This is a genomic window from Burkholderia sp. B10 (assembly GCF_004368385.1).
In the GTDB taxonomy this organism is placed as follows: Bacteria; Pseudomonadota; Gammaproteobacteria; order Burkholderiales; family Burkholderiaceae; genus Burkholderia; species Burkholderia vietnamiensis.
Genome location: NZ_PQMX01000009.1, coordinates 67,021 through 87,612 on the forward strand (window position 1 = coordinate 67,021; position 20,592 = coordinate 87,612).

A 20,592-nucleotide genomic window follows, 5' to 3' on the forward strand; every position below is an offset into this window, starting at 1 on the left:
AGCCGATGAGACGCGCCGAGGAGTCCCAGTTGAAGAGTTCCGCCCAAGATCAGATCGTCCTGCTCGCCCCGCTGAGCGGGCCGATCGTCGCGCTGGCCGATGTGCCCGATCCGGTGTTTGCCGGCGGGATGTTCGGCGACGGCATCGGCATCGACCCGCTCGCGGGCCGGCTCGTCGCGCCGTGCGCGGGCGTCGTGTCGCATCTGGCGCGTACCGGCCATGCGGTGACGATCACGACGCCGCAAGGCGCGCAGGTGCTGCTGCACATCGGCATCGACACCGTCGAGCTGAACGGGCAGGGCTTCACCGCGCGCGTCGAGGACGGCGCGCACGTCGCGCCGGGCGACCTGCTGATCGAGTTCGATCAGGACGTGGTCGCACGCAGCGCGCATTCGCTCGTGTCGGTGATCGCGATCGCGAACTCGGATGCATTCGACGTCGTCGAGCGCGCGAGCGGCTTCGCGACGGCCGGCGAGACGCCGCTGCTGACGCTGCGCGCCAACGGCGCAGCGGCCGGGCAGGCCACGCAGGCCGCTCATGCGACCGCGACCGCGACTTCGGCGCACGAAGTGCGCCGCCAGATCGTGCTCACGCAGCCGGGCGGCCTGCATGCGCGCCCGGCCGCGCGGGCGCGCGAATCCGTGCGCGGTTTCGACGCGACGGTCGACGTGCAGTTCGACGGCCGCCACGCGTCGATCGCGAGCGTCGTGGGCCTGCTCGGCCTCGGCGCCGGCGAAGGCGCGACGGTCGAGCTGATCGGCCGCGGCGCGCATGCGCAGCAGGCCGTCGACGCGGTCGCGCGCGAGCTGCTGCGCGAAGCGCACGGCGAAGTGGAAGAGACGCCGGCACGGCTGCGCTCGCCGGCGCCGCCGACGCTGCGGCACGACGACGGCGCGGCGCGCGCCGGTGCGCCCCTCGATCCGAACACGCTCGCGGGCGTATGTGCGGCGCCCGGCATCGCGGTCGGCACGCTGGTGCGGCTCGACGATGCCGACATCGTGCCGCCCGAACAGGCGAGCGGCACGCCCGCGTCGGAAAGCCGCCGCCTCGATGAGGCGCTGAAGGCGGTCGACGCCGAACTCGGCGAAACGGTGCGCAACGCGTCCGCGCGCGGCGCGGTGGGCGAGGCCGGCATTTTCGCGGTGCATCGCGTGCTGCTGGAGGATCCGACGCTGGTCGACGCGGCGCGCGACCAGATCAGCCTCGGCAAGAGCGCCGGCTTCGCGTGGCGCGCGACGATCCGCGCGCAGATCGACACGCTGTCGCGGCTCGACGACGCGCTGCTCGCCGAGCGCGCGGCCGATCTGCGCGACATCGAGAAGCGCGTGCTGCGCGCGCTCGGTCACACGAGCGGCGCGACGCGCGCGCTGCCCGACGAGGCCGTGCTCGCCGCCGAGGAGTTCACGCCGTCGGACCTGTCGTCGCTCGATCGCGAACGCGTGACCGCGCTCGTGATGGCGCGCGGCGGCGCGACCTCGCATGCGGCGATCATCGCGCGCCAGCTCGGCATCCCGGCGCTCGTCGCGGTCGGCGATGCGCTGTACGCGATTCCGGACGGCACGCAGGTCGTCGTGGACGCGAGCGCGGGCCGGCTCGAACATGCGCCGAGCGCGGTCGACGTCGAGCGTGCGCGCCACGAACGCGAGCGCCTCGACGGCGTGCGCGAAGCGAACCGCCAACATGCGCGCGAAGCCGCCGCGACGGCCGACGGCCGCGCGATCGAAGTCGCCGCGAACATCGCGACGCTCGACGACGCGAACACCGCGCTCGACAACGGCGCCGATTCGATCGGGCTGCTGCGCACCGAGCTGATGTTCATCCATCGTCAAACCGCGCCGAGCGTCGTCGAGCACCGGCAGAGCTACCAGTCGATCGTCGACGCGCTGCAGGGCCGCACCGCGATCATCCGCACGCTCGACGTCGGCGCGGACAAGGAAGTCGACTATCTGACGCTGCCGCCGGAGCCGAATCCGGCGCTCGGCCTGCGCGGCATCCGGCTCGCGCAGGTGCGCCCCGATCTGCTCGACGATCAGCTGCAGGGTCTGCTCGCGGTGAAGCCGTTCGGTGCGGTGCGCATCCTGCTGCCGATGGTCACCGACGCGGGCGAACTCGTGCGGCTGCGCGCGCGCATCGACGAATTCGCGCGGGCGCAGGGCCGTACCGAGCCGATCGAGGTCGGCGTGATGATCGAGGTGCCGTCGGCGGCGCTGCTTGCCGATCAACTCGCACGGCACGCGGATTTCCTGTCGATCGGCACCAACGACCTCACGCAGTACACGCTCGCGATGGACCGCTGCCAGGCCGACCTCGCCGCGCAGTCCGACGGCCTGCATCCGGCCGTGCTGCGCCTGATCGACATCGCGGTGCGCGGCGCGACGAAACACGGCAAGTGGGTCGGCGTGTGCGGCGCGCTCGGCGGCGATCCGCTCGCGGTGCCGATCCTCGTCGGCCTCGGCGTGACCGAGCTGTCGGTCGACCCGGTGGCGGTGCCGGGCATCAAGGCGCGCGTGCGCCGTCTCGATTACCAGCTGTGTCGCCAGCGTGCGCAGGATCTGCTCGCACTCGACTCGGCACAGGCGGTAAGGGCAGCAAGCCGCGAGGTCTGGCCGCTCGACTGAACGTCGACGGCGGGCGCGCGACCCGTATCACCACGAAAGCAATTAGGTCAACGACGCTTCACGACGAGACAATGGACTGGAGGACTGAATGGACGGGAATCCGTTTCTGAAGATACAGGGGCTGGGCCGCGCCCTGATGCTGCCGATCGCGGTGTTGCCGGTCGCCGGCATCCTGCTGCGCCTCGGCCAGCCGGACGTGTTCAACATCAAGATGATCGCCGACGCCGGCGGGGCGATCTTCGACAACCTGCCGCTGCTGTTCGCGATCGGCGTGGCGGTCGGCTTCGCGAAGGACAACAACGGCGTCGCGGCGCTCGCGGGCGCGATCGGCTATCTGATCGAAACCGCGATCATGAAGGACATCGATCCCAAGCTGAACATGGGCGTGCTGTCCGGGATCATCGCGGGCGTGGTGGCGGGCTTGCTGTACAACCGCTACAAGGACATCAAGTTGCCCGACTACCTCGCCTTCTTCGGCGGCAAGCGCTTCGTGCCGATCATCACGGGGCTCGCGTGCGTGGTGCTCGGCATCGTGTTCGGCTATGTGTGGCAGCCGATCCAGCATGCGATCGACGCGGCCGGGCAATGGCTGACGACCGCGGGTGCGATCGGCGCGTTCGTGTTCGGCTTCCTGAACCGCTTGCTGCTCGTCACGGGCCTGCACCACATCATCAACTCGCTCGCGTGGTTCGTGTTCGGCAACTTCACGCCGCCGGCCGGTGGCGAGATCGTGCACGGCGACCTGCACCGCTTCTTCGCGGGCGATCCGACCGCGGGCACCTTCATGGCCGGCTTCTTCCCGATCATGATGTTCGGCCTGCCGGCCGCGTGTCTCGCGATGCTGCACGAAGCGCCGAAGGAGCGCCGCGCGATGGTCGGCGGCCTGCTGTTCTCGATGGCGCTCACGTCGTTCCTGACCGGCGTGACCGAGCCGATCGAGTTCAGCTTCATGTTCCTCGCGCCGGTGCTGTACGTGATCCACGCGGTGCTGACCGGGCTGTCGCTCGCGATCTGCCAGATCCTCGGCGTGAAGCTCGGCTTCACGTTCTCGGCCGGCGCGATCGACTACGTGCTGAACTACGGGCTGTCGACGAAGGGCTGGATCGCGATTCCGCTCGGCATCGCGTACGGCGTCGCGTACTACGGGTTGTTCCGCTTCTTCATCCGCAAGTTCAACATGGCGACGCCCGGCCGCGAGCCGGCCAGCGCCGATGCGGCGGCCGAATCGTACGCGTCGGGCGGCTTCGTCGCGCCGGCCGGCGGCGCGGCTGTGGCGGCCCCGCGCGCGCAGCGCTACATCGCTGCGCTCGGCGGTGCGGGCAACCTGACGGTCGTCGACGCCTGCACGACGCGTCTGCGCCTGAGTGTCGTCGATCCGGACAAGGTGTCGGAGCCGGAGCTCAAGGCGATCGGCGCGCGCGGCGTGCTCAAGCGCGGCGGCAACAGCGTGCAGGTGATCATCGGGCCGGAGGCCGACATCATCGCCGACGAGATGCGGGCGGTGATCGGCAGCGGTACGGCTGGGGCCGCAGCCGCAGCGCCGGCCGCGGCCGCGCAATCGACGGCGCAAGCGGTCACGGGCGCGGCGGCCGGGCCGCTCGATCCCGATCCGCTGCGCTGGCTCGCGGTGTTCGGCGGCGCGACCAACGTCGCAGCGCTCGACGCGATCGCGACCACGCGGCTGCGCGTGGTCGTGCGCGACGCATCGGCCGTCGATCGCGAACGGCTCGGCACGCTCGACGCCGCATGGGTGTCGCCGGACACATTCCACATCGTCTGCGGCAATGCGGCCGCGCGCTATGCGCAGCAGCTCGGCGCACGCCTGCCGTCGACCGGGGGCGGCGCGGCCGCGCAACCGGCCTGACGCGACGCTGCCGGTCTGTCTGCGTTGCCGCAGCGGGCCGGCTGCCGGCCCCAGTACGAAAACGGCTTGCGACCGATGGGGCGCAAGCCGTTTTTACTTTGGGGGCGGTGCCACTGCTCAGTGTTCAGTGCCGGTGCTCCGATCCGCCTCGCGCCTCGCCCACCCCGTGCAACTGCGCGCCCCTTACGGGTTCGTCACCGTGAAGCTCGGCTTCCGATAACCGATCCCCGCACGGTCGAGCTTCGGCAGCTCGCGCTGGACGACGAGCGTCGCGAAGCCGGCCCAGTCTCGCTGGAGTGCCGCGGTGTCGACGTGATGCGTGTCGCCGCGCTTGTAGCGCACGCCGGCCGCATAGGGCAGCTCCCAGTCGGCGCGATGCCACGCGCGTTCGGCGAGTGCGAGCAGCCGCGGATACACCATGTACTCGAGGAATGTGTCGTTGCGCATCACCTCGCCCCATGCCTGCCCCTGGATGCCCTCGATGCGCGGCGCGGGGCCCGTGCCGGTCGCCTCGAACGCGTTGCCGTCGCGATCGCCCATCACCTCGGCGTTCTGCGGCAGGTTCTCGGGCGCGAGCGAGAACACCTTGTACTCGTCGGTTGCCTGCGACCCCCAGTAATAGCCGCGCTCGCGCGGATTCAGCGTGTACGGGAAGTCGAAGTACAGGTAGTCGGGCAGCGCGAGCACGGTCAGATAGCCGGCGTTGCTGAGGTCGCGCGCGCTGTCCGCCGCGCCCCAGAAGATCGTGTCCCACAGCGACACCATCACGTGACGCGTACTGAAATCGCGCGGCCCGCTCGCGTGCTTGATGCCGTCCTGCCACGCGGCCATCGTGTCGATCCCGTTCGCGTCGACCGCCGCGCTGACCTGTTTCGCGAAGCGCGTCGGCAGCTCGTCGATCGAGCGGATCTCGCCACCCTGCAGCAGCGCCGCGCACGCGGGCGAGCGCGCCCACGGCTTGTCCTGTGCGGCGAGGTCGATGCGCCCCTTGTTCGGATCGGTGCCGTTCAGCGGCTGGAAGCCGCCGCCGAGCAGGATGTTCTTCGCTTCGTCGCCGCCGAAATGCCAGTTCCGCAGCGGCGCCTGCGCGTCCGCGTGCATCGCCGCGATCTCGCGGATCACCTTCGACGCGAAGTTCAGCGCGCCCGGCACGCACGGGTTCAGATCGCTGCGTCGATCGTAGAACTGCACCGTGGTCAGGTTCGACGTGTCCTGCGGGTCGAGCAGCCGATACGCGTTCGCCTCCTGGTCGCGGCCGGCCGCATGCAGGCGCCGGTAGCGCGCTTCCATCGACACGACGGCCGCGCGTGCATGGGCGGGCATGTCGATTTCGGGGATCACCTCGACGAAGCGGTCGGCCGCGTAGCGCACCAGCGCGACGTAGTCGGCGCGTGTCAGATAGCCGCCGCCCGAGCGGTTGTCCGGACCGGAGCCGAGCTGCGGCAGCAGGCAACGCGTCTCGGACGGATCGTGACAGCGGCGCGCGCCGATGTCGGTCAGCTCGGGCAGCCCGGGGATCTCGATGCGCCAGCCTTCGTCGTCGGACAGGTGCAGGTGCAGCCGGTTGAGCTTGTACGCGCTCATCTGGTCGATCAGGCGGCGCAGCGTCGCCGGATGCTTGAAGTTGCGCGCGAGATCGACGTGCATGCCGCGATGCGTGAAGCGCGGCGCGTCCTCGACGAGCAGTGCCGGAACCGGGCCGCCGCCGGCCGGCGCGAGCGAGAACAGCGTCTGCACGCCGTAGTAGAGGCCGGCGCGATCGTAGCCTTCGACGAGCACGCCGCGCGGCCCGATCGCGAGCCGGTAGCCGCCCGGCGTCGCGATGTCGGCCGGCAGCCGGCGCGGCGCGACCACGCCGCGCACGCGCGCGCGGGCGCCGTCCAGCCCGAGCGTCGCCGCGCGTTCGCGCAGCGCCGCGACCTGCGCATCGGGCAACTCGGGCAGCACCAGCTCGACGCCGCGCAGCTCGAGCGCGCCGGGCAGCCGCTGCTCGCGCTTCACGCTCGGCAGCGCGCGGCTCGCGTCCGGCCGCGCGGCCACCGGCGGCGCATTGCCGGTCGAGCTGTTCTGCGCATCGGCCGGCAGCGATTCGACGTAGCGCAGTTCGTCGTCGGTATCGTTGTAGCGCAGCACCGCCGGCGGCGCGCCGTCGACCACCACATACGGGCGCGGTATCACGTCGCTGTAGCGTCGCAGCCAGTATTCGGCGACGAACGGCAACGCGATGCGCTCGCCGGGCGCGAGCCGCAGCGAGCCCGGCTGCGGCGTCAGCTCGTACAGGTCGCCCGTGAGCCGCCGCAACGCGAAGCCCGGACGATCGATACGCAGCAGCCGTCGGATGCTGTGCAGATAGAGCTTCCAGCCGCCGTCGGCGATCGGCTGGTGGCCGCGGTTCTGCAGGAACAGGCGGCCGGTCGCGCAGGCGGCGCCGTCGGCGCCGAGATCGGCGCACGGCACGCCGGCCGCCGCCGCATGGTTGTTGTCGACGGCGACGCGCAGCGCGAGGCCGTTCGACAGCAACGCAGCGAGGTCGGCCGGCTGCATGGCGGGCCGCGCGATGCCGGCGGCCGGCACGACCACCGAGGCGGCCACCGAGCCGGCGCCGGCCGGCACGGGTTCGGCGCGGCTTGCGGACGGCAGCAGCGCCGCGATCAGCACGCCGGCAAACAGGAAGGGCAACGGGCGTTTCATTGGAACTCCTGAGAAAAAGGGTGGCGCCGCGGCGGCGTCGGATGACGTCGCTGCGATCGGGTCTTTCAACGGAGCTGCGGGGACATCGACGCGCGGTGCGAGCGGATCGCCCCGCGCGGGTTCGGCACGCGACGCGCGTGCATTACGGAACGGGAGGCGGGCGCGCGTGCCGATCGGGGCGGCCGGCGCGTGACGGCGTGTTCATCGAGGGAGAGCGGCCGCGGCGGAGTCGACGCGGGGGTCGTGGCCGCGCTGCGCCAGGCCGGCCACGCGATACGCCGCTGCACGGCGATCAGCCGCTGCGTGCGGCCGGCGAAACGGCGCGCGTGCGCGCGCCTGACACGGGATGCGCATGTCTGCCCCACCAGATGGATCCGGCCTTGCGGCGGCCGTGTCCAACGATCTTATGAAACCTTTGATTGGTATTCAAGTGGTATCAATCTGGCGCTAAATTGGCATCGGCGCCACCGGCATGCGCGCCGCCTGCGGACGAAAAAAAACCTCGCGCGAGGCGAGGTTCTTTCCGGACGACGGCGGCGCAGCGATCTGCCGCCGGCCGCGGGTCAGTCGCGGCGCGTACGCACCGCTGCTTCCTGCGGCTTCTGCCGCGCTTCGAGCCACATCGCGTTGACGATGCCGAACGACAGCGCGACGCCCATACCGAGAATCCAGCTGAAATACCACATGGTCCGACTCCTTGCGAAACGGTGGACGAGGGCGCCGTGCGCCCCCGGCCGAGTTCAATACATCGAGTGCTTGTTCTCTTCGAGCGCCTGATGCGTGACCTTGCCGCGCATCACGCGATACACCCAGCCCGTGTAGAGCAGGACGATCGGCAGGAACACGATCACCGCGATCAGCATCACCTGCAGCGTCTTGTGGCTGGACGTCGAATCCCAGACGGTCAGGCTGCTGCGCGGGTCGAGCGACGACGGCATGATGAACGGGAACATCGAGAAGCCTGCCGTCATGATCACGCCGGCGATCATCAGGCCGGTGCAGAAGAACGCGGTCTTTTCCTGCTTCGAGCCGGCGAGCAGCAGCGCAAGCAGGCCGCCCGCGATGCCGACGACGGGCGCGGCGATCATCCACGGGAATTCGTGGTAGTTCGACAGCCACAGGCCCGAGCCGGCGGCGACGTCCTTCAACAGCGGGTTCGCGACCGTGTCGGTCGGCGCGGCGTGGGTGATGTGGAAGCCGCCGATGTACGACGCGACCAGCACGCCGGCCAGCACGAACAGCACGACGGCGAGGAACGACGACACGCGCAGTGCGACCGACGCGCGGCGCGCGATCGCGCCGTCCGTCTTCATCTTGATGAATGCGGCGCCGTGCGCGACGAGCATCGTGAGGCTGACCAGCCCGCAGAGCAGCGCGAACGGGTTCAGCAGCGCCCAGAAGCCGCCGTAGTAAGTGACGCGCAGGTCGGTGTCGAACTGGAACGGCACGCCTTGCAGCAGGTTGCCGAACGCGACGCCGAACACCAGCGCCGGGACGAAGCCGCCGACGAACAGCGCCCAGTCCCAGCCCGCGCGCCAGCGCGGATCGGGCCGCTTGCTGCGGTAGTCGAAGCCGACCGGCCGGAAGAACAGCGCGAACAGCACGAGCAGCATCGCGAAGTAGAAGCCGGAGAACGATGCGGCGTAGACGAGCGGCCAGGCTGCGAACATCGCGCCGCCTGCCGTGATCAGCCACACCTGGTTGCCTTCCCACGTCGCGCCGACCGTGTTGACGATGATGCGGCGTTCGTCGTCGGTCTTGCCGAGGAACGGCAGCAGCGCGGTTGCGCCCATGTCGAAGCCGTCCGTGACGGCGAAGCCGACCAGCAGCACGCCGACGAGCAGCCACCAGATCAGCTTGAGAGTTGCGTAGTCCATAGCGATTCCTTGTTCCGTTGCGAGGGCGTGCTCAAACCGAGGCACGCTCGCCAGCCGGGGCGAGTTCGTGGTGATAGCGGCCGGTATGCAGCGACGACGGGCCGAGGCGCGCGTACTTGAACATCAGCTTGATTTCGATGATGAACAGTGCCGTGTAGAACAGCACGAAGCCGGCGATACTCAGGTACAGGTCGTTCACTTGCAGGCTGGACGAGGACAGATGGGTCGGCAGCACGCCCGCGATCGTCCACGGCTGACGGCCGAGCTCGGCGACGATCCAGCCGAATTCGATCGCGATCCACGGCAGCGGGATCGCCCACACCGCATAGCGGAGGAACCAGCGGCGGTTGTCCTGCAGCAACTGACGGCGCGCGCACAGCCAGAACGCGGTAACGAACGTCGCGACGAACAGGAAGCCGAGAGCCACCATGATCCGGAACGAGAAGAACACGGGCGCCACCGGCGGGATCGTCTTCTTCGCCGCGGCCTTGATCTGGTCCGGCGTCGCATCGGTCACGTTCGGCGTGAACTGCTTGAGCATCAACCCGTAGCCGAGATACTGCTTGTGCTGGTCGAACAACGCGCGGGTTGCGTCGCTCTTGTCGCCCTGCTTCATCTTCTGCAGTGCGCCGTACGCGATCATCCCGCTCTGGATGTGCTCCTCGCTGAGCTTGGCGAGATCGCGCAGGCCGGTCACCGGTTCGTCGATCGAGCGCGTCGCGATCAGGCCGAGCGCGTACGGGATCTTGATCGCGTAGTCGGTGCGCTGTTCTTCCTGATTCGGCATGCCGATCAGCGTGAACGAGGCGGGCGCCGGCTGCGTTTCCCATTCGGATTCGATCGCGGCGAGCTTCATCTTCTGCACTTCGCCGGTCGTATAGCCCGACTCGTCGCCGAGCACGATCACGCACAGCGTCGCCGCGAGGCCGAAGCCGGCCGCGACCGCGAACGAGCGCAGCGCGAAGTCGACGTCGCGCTTGCGCAGCAGGTACCACGACGACACGCCGAGCACGAACATCGCCGCCGACACGTAGCCGGCCGACACGGTATGCACGAACTTGACCTGCGCGACGGGGTTGAACACCACGTCGAACAGGCTCGTCATCTCCATGCGCATCGTCTGGTAGTTGAACTCGGCGCCGACCGGATTGTTCATCCAGCCGTTCGCCACCAGAATCCACAGCGCGGAGAGGTTCGAGCCGAGCGCGACGAGGAACGTCACGATCAGGTGCTTGACCTTCGACAGCCGGTTCCAGCCGAAGAAGAACAGGCCGACGAACGTCGATTCGAGGAAGAACGCCATCAGGCCTTCGACCGCGAGCGGCACGCCGAAGATGTCACCGACGTAGTGCGAGTAGTACGACCAGTTCGTACCGAACTGGAATTCCATCGTGATCCCGGTGGTCACGCCCATCGCAAAGTTGATACCGAACAGCTTGCCCCAGAACTGCGTCATGTCCTTGTAGACCTGTTTGCCGGTCATCACGTATACCGCTTCCATGATGACGAGCAGCCAGGACATGCCGAGCGTCAACGGCACAAACAAGAAGTGGTAGAGCGCCGTGATGCCGAACTGCAGACGTGACAGATCGACTACTTCGCTACTTATCATGGTGGTCTCCCTCGGTGGATGCAGGCGCCGGCACCGAGAGCAGCTTCTCGGCGACGACGGCAGGCGGAAGCGACATGTGCGCAGCCTGCGGATGATTGAAAAATGCGTACTTGAGCGACATCAGGAGGATCAGCTTGACGATCAATAGCAGCGTGATGTCGCGCATCAATGTGGGCCCTCGCGCCCACGCGACGATGCGCGTGCGCCAGCCGATCGGGGCGGCGGCCTGCGCGGGGGGCGGCGCAGGCTCTTTATTGATCGAGATCAAGGTAATTATCCTGAATCGACGTGTGTGGTTTGGGGGCGACTTTACGTCGGATTTATGACCGCAATGAAGGTGTTTTAATCCTTTTAAGCCGACATGCCAATTTTAGATTGCGCGCCTTACGATGCCGAGTGTCGCGCTGCGGCAGACCGTCGCGAACTGCCGGCCAAAGATTGAGGCAGATCAAGGTTGTGCGGAAGGGGCTCGCAGCCTGCCGATACCCAATCGAATATGTCTATTAACGGCGGAAAGGCGGCAATCATAAGTGCAAAAAAAACCGCTGCCGTTTGGCAGCGGTTTTTGCGTGAAGCGCGCTGAATTGCCGGTGCTTATGCCGGTGCTTATGCGTACTCGGCGAGTGCAGTGCGCATCTTTTTCATTGCGCTCGCTTCGATCTGACGAATGCGCTCTGCGGACACGCCGAACTCGGCCGCGAGGTCGTGCAGCGTCGAGCCGCCCGAGCCGTCGTCGTCGACGTTCAGCCAGCGCGCCTCGATGATGCGACGGCTGCGCGCGTCGAGTGCCTCGAGCGCTTGCGCGATGCCGTCCGTTTGCAGCATGTCGCGTTGGCGCGCGGCGAGCACGGCGGTCGGCTCGTTGTGCGAGTCGGCCAGATACGCGATCGGCGCGTATGCTTCCTCGCCGTCTTCGACCTGGCCTTCGAGCGCGATGTCGCCACCCGACAGGCGCGTTTCCATCTCGGTCACTTCTTCGCGCTTGACGTTGAGCTCCTGCGCGAGGCCGTCGATTTCCTCCGGCGTCATCGCCTGCATGCTCTTCTTGTGGCTGCGCAGGTTGAAGAACAGCTTGCGCTGCGCCTTCGTCGTCGCGACCTTCACCATGCGCCAGTTGCGCAGGATGTACTCGTGGATCTCCGCCTTGATCCAGTGGATCGCGTACGACACCAGGCGCACGTTTTGCGCAGGGTCGAACCGCTTCACCGCCTTCATCAGGCCGATGTTGCCTTCCTGGATCAGGTCGCCGTGCGGCAGGCCGTAACCGAGATAGTTGCGCGCGATCGACACGACGAGCCGCAGGTGCGACAGCACGAGCTTGCGTGCCGCGTCGAGGTTGTTGTCCTCGCGGAACTCGGTCGCATACCGGCGTTCTTCCTCGGCGCTCAGCAGGGGAATCCGGTTGACGGCCTGGATATAGGCGTCGATGTTGCCCAGCTGGCCCGGCAACAGCGATTGGGTTGCGAGCGCCAGCGAGCCTGCCGATGCGGCCTTGGCCGGCGTCGGGCTCAGGGTGTTCGGAAGGGTCAGGGCGTGGCTCACTAAAAACTCCTTTGGAATCAGGGACAAACCCCTGGTCTCGGACGAGATTCCGAGTCTCATCTTAGCACTCCCGTAATCCGAGTGCTAATTCCTTAGAGCGCGGGTGGGCATCGAAGTTCCCGTTTTCTATCGGAATGTCCATGTCGATAGTATATCGTGCGACTCGCCAACTCGGGCGAAGTTCCGTAAAGCGTTGTTTCTGTTGGTAATCAGTACAGGTTTTCGATTTTTGTTGTTTCGGAAGCAAACCATTTCACTTCGTGATGCCGATCCGAAAAGTCCTTTACCATACCATTCTGTTCGCTCGGGCCCGGCCGGTGCGGCAAGGCCCACATTCAACCCATAAAGTTGGAGTGTTAGATGAACAACAAGAAGAACCGTCGGCCCCGTAGCCGGCTTGCCCTGCATGCGTTGCTCACGGCGTCGCTGCTGGCCGGATCGGGAGCCGCGTGCGCCGATCGTTGGGGGATTCAGGCCGGCGGCGGTTTCTCCGATCGCCACGGCGTCGACAAGGGCGATCTCGGCGTCGTGTGGGATCCGGGCTGGAACTGGTGGGAAATCGGCGGGTGGCACTTCGCTTTCGTGGTCGAAGGGCATGCCGGCTACTGGCATACGGGCGGCAACGTCCACAGCAACATCGGCGAATTCGGGGTGACGCCGATGTTCCGCTTCGTCAAGAGCGCGGGGCAGATCCGTCCGTTCATCGAGGCCGGCGGCGGCGTGCGGGTGCTCACGCATCCGACGATCTCCGACCATTTCTCGCTGTCGACGGCGTTCCAGTTCGCGCCGACCGCAGGCGTCGGCGTGGAGTTCGGCCAACGGCAACAGTATCAGGTCGGCTACCGTTTCGAACATGTGTCTAACGCGGGTATCAAAGAGCCGAATCCTGGTATAAATTTCCACCAGTTCTACCTGCAGTACAACTTCTGATCCGCACGCCCGCCCACGGCGGGCGCGTTGCCGAGGAGTCAGGCGATGGCGAAGGTGGTCGATGCGATTCGCGCACTCGAGCGCGATCGGTTCCGAGCGATGGTCGATGGGGACGGCGAGGCGCTCGACGCGCAATTGTCCGACAAGGTGTTCTTCGTGCACACCAACGGCAAGCGCGAGACCAAGCAGCAGTTCATCGACGCCATCGTCGCCGGCCGCCGCCGCTACCGCCAGATCGAGATCCAGTCGCAGGACCTGCTGCCCGTCGGCGACGCAACCTGCGTCGTCACCGGGCGCGCGCTGATCGAGATGGAAACCAACAACGGCGGCCTGGTGTTTCCGATTGCCTATACGGCCGTCCATACCCATGAGCACGGGCAGTGGCGTCTGCTCGCGTGGCAGGCGACGCGATGCGCGACCGAGACATGAGCGCGCGTGGCGCTCGTTTTCGTGTCCCGACCGAAGCGGCTTTCTGAGCCGCTTTTCATTGGCCCGTGCAGCGCGGATCGCGCGGTGCACGGGCGGTCACGCACCGCTCGCTGACCTTTGAACCTGTTCCCGCAGCCCGCTCAGGCCGCCGCACGGCGGTCGGCGCAGTGCCACGCCGACCGGTTGATCGCGCTCACGAGCGCATCGAGCGCGGCGCTCGCCACGTCGGCATGCACGCCGACGCCATGCCGCAGCGGCGCATCGCCGACCCGGCAGCCGACCGATATCGCAATCCGGCCGTCCGTCGTGCGCGTGTGTTCGCACGACGCGACCTCGATCGGTGCGCCGGCGGCACTCGCGAAGGCCGAGGCCGCCTGCTGCACGACCTCTTCGGGCGCGGCGTTGGCCGGCGCTGCGTACGCGAGGTCGCGATTGCTCCAGCGCGCCGTATCGCCGTGGCGCGCGGCTGGCCCGTCGGTCTCGAAGAATTCGCGAGCGAACAGCGCGCAGATCGCGTCGCCGGTCACTTCTTCGCCGGAGGCGTCGGCGAGCGTCTGCACGGCGTGGCTGAACTCGATCTGCACGCGGCGCGTCGGCGTGAAGCCCATCCCGCGTTCGAGCAGGAACGTCGCGCCGCCCTTGCCGGACTGGCTGTTCACGCGGATCACCGCGTCATAGCTGCGGCCGAGGTCGGCCGGGTCGATCGGCAGATACGGCACTTCCCATACGGCGTCCGGGCGCTGCTGCGCGAAGCCCTTGCGGATCGCGTCCTGGTGCGAGCCGGAGAAGGCGGTGAACACGAGATCGCCCGCGTACGGATGGCGCGGATGCACCGGAATCTGGTTGCAGCGCTCGACCACGCGGCGCACCGCGTCGATGTCGGAGAAATCGAGGCCGGGGTCGATGCCCTGCGTATAGAGGTTCAGCGCGAGCGTGACGAGATCGACGTTGCCGGTGCGCTCGCCGTTGCCGAACAGGCAGCCCTCGATGCGATCGGCGCCCGCGAGCAGCGCCAGCTCGGCGGCGGCTACCGCGGTGCCGCGATCGTTGTGCGGATGCACGGACAACACGATGCTGTCGCGGTACGCGAGATTGCGGTCCATCCACTCGATCTGGTCGGCGAACACGTTCGGGGTCGCCGCTTCGACGGTCGCCGGCAGGTTCACGATCATCTTGTGATCGCGCGTCGGGCGCCAGGCCTGCGCGACCGCGTCGCACACTTCGCGCGCGAACGTCAGCTCGGTCATGCTGAAGGTTTCCGGCGAGTATTGATAGGTCCAGTGCGTGTCCGGGCGGGCGGCCGCGTGCTCCTTGATGAGCCGCGTGCCGTCGACCGCGAGCGCCTTCACGTCGTCCTTCGACATCCCGAACACGATGCGCCGGAACGACGGGCAGATCGCGTTGTACAGATGCACGATCGCGCGCGGCACGCCGTCGAGCGCGTCGAACGTGCGTGCGATCAGGTCTTCGCGCGACTGCACGAGCACTTCGATCGTCACGTCGTCCGGAATGCGCTTTTCGTCGATCAGCTTGCGGACGAAATCGAAGTCGGTTTGCGACGCCGACGGAAAACCGACTTCGATTTCCTTGAAACCGATCGCGACCAGCATGTCGAAGAACTCCAGCTTCTGCTCGATGCTCATCGGCTCGATCAGCGACTGGTTGCCGTCACGGAGGTCGGTGCTCATCCAGACCGGCGCACGCTCGATGGTGCGGGTCGGCCAGCGGCGACCATTGATGCGGACGGGTTCGAACGGACGGTACTTGTCTTGCGGATTGCGCTTCATCTTCTGGACCTCGGGTCTCAAGTCGCGAGCGAAGACGGGCGGCATGGGCGACGGTTGGCGCTGCCTCGCACCGGCGCGCGCAACGCGCGCAGCAGATGCGGATGATCTTCGCGAATCGACCGACGGATAGACGGACGAATGCTGACGACTTCGGGTTGTAAAAACTGCGAGAAAGGTGCTGCGAGGAACTGCAGGGAGGGACCGTGCGGACAGCACACGGCGCTAGGACAGCCTTAGGCTAGTCGTAGCGATAGCGACCGCGCTAGGCGGCCGGAGGTAATTCGGAGGGTGTTCGGAAAGGAACGCATGGCGAGAACTCTATGCCAGGATGCCTGCGCGTGTCAAATGGTCGGGTAAATCGCGGCTTGGATGATCGGCCGAACGGCCGGCACGACAGCGGCCGATACGTCAGCGGCCGGCACGACAGCGCGCCGCCCGCGGAGGCCCGTCACGGTGCGAGCCGCGTCAGCCGCACGATCGTTTCGACCTGACGCGCGAGCGCGTCGGGCACCGGCACCTCGCCGCGCAGCACGGCGCCGGTCCACGCGGCCGTCGTCGCGGCGTCGCGCGATTCCGGCAGCGCGACGGGCGGCGCGTCGTCCGACGAGCGCTCGGCCGCGATCAGCGTGTCGCAGATGCCGTCGTGCAGCCAGTCGACCTGCACCTGGCGGCGCGTGTCGGCCACCGCCTCGCCTTCGGTGCCGCGCGCGAGCAGCGCGCCGCCGAGCGCCGCTTCCGGATGCTCGCGAAACAGTTGCGCGAGGCTGTCGCGGTACGGCGGATGCGTGTAATTGACGAGCCGCAGGCCGGCCGGTGCGAACGGCTGCAGGATCTTGACCAGCGTATGCGTGGAGTTGCGCACGCCGAGCACGGCGCGCAGCGACAGCAGACGCGCAATGCGCGGCGCCAGCACGTCGATCGGCGCGAAGGCGACGCGGCGTTCGGCGAGCGTGTCTTCGATTGCGTCGTGCGAGCTTGCCGAAGCGATCGACAGCGCCGCAAAGATCTCCGCGCTGGTCACCCGGCCGGGATCGCGCTCGACGCCGTGCACCAGCACCGGCACGCCTTCGCGCGCGAGCAGCAGCGCGAGCAGCGGCACGAGATTGGGTTGCTTGCGCGCGCCGTTGTAGCTCGGGATCGACACCGGCCGGAACGCCGCGTCCTGCACGTGCACGGGTTCGAACGACGCCTGTGCGGCGGCCAGCATCGCCGCCAGCTCGTCGGCGGTTTCGCCCTTCAGTCGATATGCGATCAGGATTGCGCCGAGTTCGACGTCCGACACGCGCGCATCGAGCATCGCGCGATAGAGCTCGAACGTGTCTTCGGCCGACAGCGCGCGTGCGCCGTGCGGACCGCGGCCGATTTCCTTGATGAAGCGGGCGCACGGGAACGGCGAAGCGGCTGTGGAGTCTTGGGAAGCGGTCATCGTGACGGGGCGGGCGGCCGGCATCGGGCCGCGCGCTGAGCGGTGAGGAATGCCCGAGTATCGCACGGGCGCGCGTCGCGCAAGCGCGGCCGCGTATGCCGACGCGGTGCGGCGCGCTAAACTCGGAGTCCCCGGCGGCGCCGGCCGAATACGATTACGAGAGACAACCGATGAAGCTCTACAGCTATTTCCGCAGTTCCGCGTCTTACCGCGTACGGATCGCCCTGAACCTGAAGCAGCTGCCGTTCGACACGGTGCCCGTGCACATGCTGCGCGACGGCGGCGAGCAACTGAAGGACGCATACCGCGCGGTGAATCCGGATGCGGTCGTGCCGACGCTGATCGACGGCGACGCGACGCTGCAGCAGTCGCTCGCGATCATCGAGTATCTCGACGAAATGCACCCCGAGCCCGCGTTGCTGCCGAAGGCGCCGGCCGACCGCGCGTATGTGCGCGCGATCGCGCTGCAGATCGCGTGCGAGATCCATCCGCTGAACAACCTGCGCGTGTTGAAGTACCTGAAGCACACGCTGCAAGTGTCCGAGGACGCGAAGAGCGAATGGTATCGGCACTGGATCGACGCGGGCTTCGCGTCGCTCGAGACGCGTCTCGCGAACGATCCGCGCACCGGCAAGCTCTGCTTCGGCGACTCGCCGACGCTCGCCGATATCTGCATCGTGCCGCAGATGTTCAACGCCGACCGTTTCTCGATCGATACGACGCGCTTCCCGACGCTGCGGCGGATCGCCGATTACGCGTCGACGCTCGATGCGTTCAAGGCCGCCGCGCCCGGTGTGCAGCCCGACGCCGAATGATGGCCGGCTGACGTCGCCGCGGCCCGCCGCCGCCAATGAAAACGGGCGCCCGAAGGCGCCCGTTGCAGGACGTGTCGACGGCGTTCAGCCGAGCAGCGCGTCCGCGAATTCCACCGCGTTGAACGGCTGCAGGTCCTCGACCTTCTCGCCGACGCCGATGAAGTAGACGGGCACCGGACGCTGCCGCGCGATCGCGGCGAGGATCCCGCCCTTCGCGGTGCCGTCGAGCTTCGTGACGATCAGCCCGGTGAGGCCGAGCGCATCGTCGAAGGCCTTCACCTGCGTGAGCGCGTTCTGGCCGGTGTTCGCGTCGATCACGAGCAGCACCTCGTGCGGCGCGCCGTCGTGCGCCTTCGCGATCACGCGCTTCACCTTTTTCAGCTCCTCCATCAGGTGCAGCTGGGTCGGCAGCCGGCCGGCCGTGTCGGCCATCATCACGTCGATCTTGCGCGCGCGCGCGGCGCTGACCGCATCGAAGATCACCGCGGCCGGATCGCCGCTTTCCTGCTGGACGACCGTCACGTTGTTGCGCTCGCCCCAGACGGCCAGCTGCTCGCGCGCGGCCGCGCGGAACGTGTCGCCCGCGGCCAGCAGCACCGACTGGTCGAAGCTCTGCAGGTGCTTCGCGAGCTTGCCGATGCTGGTCGTCTTGCCCGCGCCGTTCACGCCGGTGATCATCATCACGAGCGGCTGCGCGCGGCCGAGCATCAACGATTTCTCGAGCGGCTGCAGCAGCTCGACGAGCAGATCGTGCAGCGCCGCCTTCACCTGCTGCGGGTCGGTCAGCCGGCCCACGCGCACCTTCTCGCGCAGCGCGCCGAGCAGGTATTCGGTCGCATCGACGCCCGCATCGGACATCAGCAGCGCGGTTTCGAGCTCCTCGTACAGGTCCTCGTCGATCTTCGTGTTGACGAACACGCTGGTGATGCTCGAACCCGTCTTCGCGAGCCCCGATTTCAGGCGCGACAGCCAGGACTTCTTCGCGGACGCGTCCTGCGTCGGCGGCGGCACGATCTCGACCGCTTCGACGACTTCGTCGCTGCCGTCGTTGGTGGGCGTGACCGTCATCACGACGGCGGGCGCGCGCGCAGTGTCCGCCGCTCGCGCGGCGGGGGCCGGCGCAGCGGACGGCTCGTCCGGCTGCGGCGCGTCGGCCGGTTGCGATTCCGCGGAGTCGGGCTCCTGCGTTTTCTTGAATCGTTTGAAGAAGCTGAACATGGTTTGACGTCGGGAAGAGGGCGGGGGCCGGCATGGCGGCGCGCCGGGAGGCGTCGGGCGTGCGCACGGCGGCCGAAACCGAGCATTTTATCAGTGCGGCGAGACAGTCGCGTCAGCCGTCGCCGCCGCTGTGGTAACGTGCGCCTGTTTGGCGGCACGCCCGCGTGCGCGCCCCCGTCTCCCCCGTCGTCGATACTCCGTATGTCCCGTTCCTCTTCCGGCCGCCCCGCGGCCTCTGCCGGCCGCGGCAAGCCGCACACGATCCGCATCATCGGCGGTGACTGGAAACGCACTCCGCTCGCCGTGCTCGATCTCGACGGCCTGCGGCCGACCCCCGATCGCGTGCGCGAGACGCTGTTCAACTGGCTCGGCCAGGATCTCGCCGGCCGGCGCTGCCTCGACCTGTTCGCGGGCACCGGCGCGCTCGGCTTCGAGGCCGCGTCGCGCGGCGCGGCGAGCGTCGTGATGGTCGAGCGCCACCCGCGCGCGGCGCAGCAGCTTCGCGCGATCAAGGACAAGCTGGGCGCGCGCTCGGTCGAGGTCGCGGAAGCCGACGCGCTGCGGCTCGCGGCCGGGCTGACGCCGGGCGCGTTCGACGTCGTGTTCCTCGATCCGCCGTTCGGCGAGCCGGCCGTGCTGGCGCGCGCGCTCGCGCTGGCGGCGCCGCTCGTCGCGCCGGACGGCGCGCTGTACGTCGAAACCGGCGAGGCGCTGGAACCCGATGCGCACGAAGCGCTGGCCGGCTGGCAGGTGGTGAAGCACGGCAAGGCAGGCGCGGTTCACTATCATTTGCTGCAACGCGAAAATGATGAATAATGCGCGTTCCATACGAGGCGGCGCGCCCCAAAGGCGACGCAAGCCCATCTCGGCAGCCACGTGCGCACGGCACGGCTGCCACCCCGTTGGCGTGATGACAGGAGGAGCGACATGGTAGTCGCCGTGTATCCCGGTACGTTCGATCCGCTGACGCGCGGGCACGAAGACCTCGTGCGGCGTGCGTCGAGCATTTTTGATACGCTGGTGGTCGGCGTCGCCGACAGCCGCGCGAAGAAGCCGTTCTTCTCGCTGGAAGAACGTCTGAAGATTGCGAACGAGGTGCTCGGTCACTATCCGAACGTGAAGGTGATGGGCTTCAAGGGCCTGTTGAAGGACTTCGTCCGCACCAACAACGCGCGCGTGATCGTGCGCGGCCTGCGTGCCGTGTCCGATTTCGAATACGAGTTCCAGATGGCGGGGATGAACCGCTATCTGCTGCCCGACGTCGAGACGATGTTCATGACGCCGTCCGATCAGTACCAGTTCATCTCCGGCACGATCGTGCGCGAAATCGCGCAGTTGGGCGGCGATGTCAGCAAGTTCGTGTTCCCGTCCGTCGAGAAGTGGCTGACCGAGAAAGTCGCCGCGATGGGAGGCCCGGCCGCATGACGCGGCGCCGGCCGGTTTCGCCCCGAAGCCGGCCGCGGGCTTGAAGAAGTGAGATCAGTATGGCTTTGATGATTACCGACGAGTGCATCAATTGCGACGTGTGCGAGCCCGAGTGCCCGAACGGCGCGATTTCGATGGGCCCGGACATTTACGTGATCGATCCCGGCAAGTGCACCGAATGCGTCGGCCATTTCGACGAACCGCAGTGCCAGCAGGTGTGTCCGGTCGAATGCATTCCGCGCGATCCGCAGCATGAGGAATCGCACGCGCAGTTGATGGAGAAGTATCACGCGTTGATCGCCGCGAAGGGCGACGGCGCGCAGTGATGTCGCGGTGACGCGTGCGCGTCACCGTTTCT

At 67.7% G+C, this 20,592-nt stretch carries 17 protein-coding genes; 8 read left to right on the forward strand and 9 right to left on the reverse strand.

Translation table 11 applies throughout. The features are described from left to right. The first annotated feature begins 5 nt into the window (after positions 1 to 5). Positions 6 to 2,618: a phosphoenolpyruvate--protein phosphotransferase gene (gene ptsP, locus C3Y15_RS07135; RefSeq protein ID WP_069246331.1), complete on the forward strand. Its 2,613-nt coding sequence runs from the start codon at positions 6 to 8 to the stop codon at positions 2,616 to 2,618. 88 nt (positions 2,619 to 2,706) lie between these two features. Then, positions 2,707 to 4,482, forward strand: coding sequence for an N-acetylglucosamine-specific PTS transporter subunit IIBC (gene nagE, locus C3Y15_RS07140; RefSeq protein ID WP_045578764.1), 1,776 nt, complete (start codon positions 2,707 to 2,709; stop codon positions 4,480 to 4,482). Between the two features lie 183 nt (positions 4,483 to 4,665). Here nagE and C3Y15_RS07145 read toward each other — a convergent pair whose 3' ends face one another. The 6 genes from C3Y15_RS07145 to rpoH form a co-directional block, all read right to left on the reverse strand. Then, positions 4,666 to 7,173, reverse strand: coding sequence for a family 20 glycosylhydrolase (locus tag C3Y15_RS07145; RefSeq protein WP_059558636.1), 2,508 nt, complete (start codon positions 7,171 to 7,173; stop codon positions 4,666 to 4,668). 563 nt (positions 7,174 to 7,736) lie between these two features. Next, on the reverse strand, positions 7,737 to 7,859 hold the full coding sequence (cydX, locus tag C3Y15_RS07150; RefSeq protein WP_014723679.1) for a cytochrome bd-I oxidase subunit CydX: 123 nt from the start codon (positions 7,857 to 7,859) through the stop codon (positions 7,737 to 7,739). A 54-nt stretch (positions 7,860 to 7,913) separates the two neighbouring features. Continuing rightward, a complete protein-coding gene (cydB, locus tag C3Y15_RS07155) occupies positions 7,914 to 9,050 on the reverse strand; it encodes a cytochrome d ubiquinol oxidase subunit II (protein WP_011886081.1) in 1,137 nt (378 codons plus the stop codon). Between the two features lie 31 nt (positions 9,051 to 9,081). Beyond that, positions 9,082 to 10,662 (reverse strand): cytochrome ubiquinol oxidase subunit I, encoded by a 1,581-nt coding sequence (locus C3Y15_RS07160; RefSeq protein WP_011886080.1) that lies wholly within the window; start codon positions 10,660 to 10,662, stop codon positions 9,082 to 9,084. Then, positions 10,652 to 10,930, reverse strand: a complete 279-nt coding sequence (gene cydP, locus C3Y15_RS07165) for a cytochrome oxidase putative small subunit CydP (RefSeq protein WP_011886079.1) — start codon at positions 10,928 to 10,930, stop codon at positions 10,652 to 10,654. Before cydP ends, C3Y15_RS07160 begins: the two co-directional genes overlap by 11 nt. 338 nt (positions 10,931 to 11,268) lie before the next feature. Beyond that, positions 11,269 to 12,204: an RNA polymerase sigma factor RpoH gene (gene rpoH / locus C3Y15_RS07170; RefSeq protein WP_014723678.1), complete on the reverse strand. Its 936-nt coding sequence runs from the start codon at positions 12,202 to 12,204 to the stop codon at positions 11,269 to 11,271. Positions 12,205 to 12,564: 360 nt separating this feature from the next. On the opposite strand from rpoH, the gene C3Y15_RS07175 reads away from it, so the two are divergent. Both C3Y15_RS07175 and C3Y15_RS07180 read left to right on the forward strand, forming a co-directional pair. Then, complete coding sequence (locus C3Y15_RS07175; protein ID WP_011886077.1) at positions 12,565 to 13,134, forward strand: acyloxyacyl hydrolase; 570 nt, start codon at positions 12,565 to 12,567, stop codon at positions 13,132 to 13,134. A gap of 45 nt (positions 13,135 to 13,179) precedes the next feature. Next, positions 13,180 to 13,563, forward strand: coding sequence for a nuclear transport factor 2 family protein (locus C3Y15_RS07180; RefSeq protein WP_011886076.1), 384 nt, complete (start codon positions 13,180 to 13,182; stop codon positions 13,561 to 13,563). Between the two features lie 140 nt (positions 13,564 to 13,703). Here C3Y15_RS07180 and leuA read toward each other — a convergent pair whose 3' ends face one another. Continuing rightward, positions 13,704 to 15,350, reverse strand: coding sequence for a 2-isopropylmalate synthase (leuA, locus tag C3Y15_RS07185; RefSeq protein ID WP_045578766.1), 1,647 nt, complete (start codon positions 15,348 to 15,350; stop codon positions 13,704 to 13,706). A gap of 448 nt (positions 15,351 to 15,798) precedes the next feature. Next, on the reverse strand, positions 15,799 to 16,776 hold the full coding sequence (gene ybiB / locus C3Y15_RS07190; RefSeq protein WP_011886074.1) for a DNA-binding protein YbiB: 978 nt from the start codon (positions 16,774 to 16,776) through the stop codon (positions 15,799 to 15,801). 170 nt (positions 16,777 to 16,946) lie between these two features. On the opposite strand from ybiB, the gene maiA reads away from it, so the two are divergent. Beyond that, a complete protein-coding gene (maiA, locus tag C3Y15_RS07195; protein WP_011886073.1) occupies positions 16,947 to 17,591 on the forward strand; it encodes a maleylacetoacetate isomerase in 645 nt (214 codons plus the stop codon). A gap of 84 nt (positions 17,592 to 17,675) precedes the next feature. Here the strand turns inward: maiA and ftsY are convergent, their stop codons facing one another. Beyond that, positions 17,676 to 18,809 carry a signal recognition particle-docking protein FtsY gene (gene ftsY / locus C3Y15_RS07200; protein WP_011886072.1) on the reverse strand — a complete coding sequence of 378 codons (1,134 nt, stop codon included), beginning with the start codon at positions 18,807 to 18,809 and terminating at the stop codon, positions 17,676 to 17,678. A 201-nt stretch (positions 18,810 to 19,010) separates the two neighbouring features. On the opposite strand from ftsY, the gene rsmD reads away from it, so the two are divergent. The 3 genes from rsmD to C3Y15_RS07215 all read left to right on the forward strand — a co-directional run bounded on the left by rsmD (position 19,011) and on the right by C3Y15_RS07215 (position 20,560). Further along, positions 19,011 to 19,625, forward strand: a complete 615-nt coding sequence (gene rsmD, locus C3Y15_RS07205; protein ID WP_011886071.1) for a 16S rRNA (guanine(966)-N(2))-methyltransferase RsmD — start codon at positions 19,011 to 19,013, stop codon at positions 19,623 to 19,625. 111 nt (positions 19,626 to 19,736) lie between these two features. After that, entirely contained in the window at positions 19,737 to 20,234 is a 498-nt protein-coding gene (gene coaD, locus C3Y15_RS07210; RefSeq protein WP_006398238.1) for a pantetheine-phosphate adenylyltransferase, read from the forward strand. A gap of 59 nt (positions 20,235 to 20,293) precedes the next feature. Continuing rightward, complete coding sequence (locus C3Y15_RS07215; RefSeq protein ID WP_011886070.1) at positions 20,294 to 20,560, forward strand: YfhL family 4Fe-4S dicluster ferredoxin; 267 nt, start codon at positions 20,294 to 20,296, stop codon at positions 20,558 to 20,560. Positions 20,561 to 20,592: the final 32 nt, after the last annotated feature.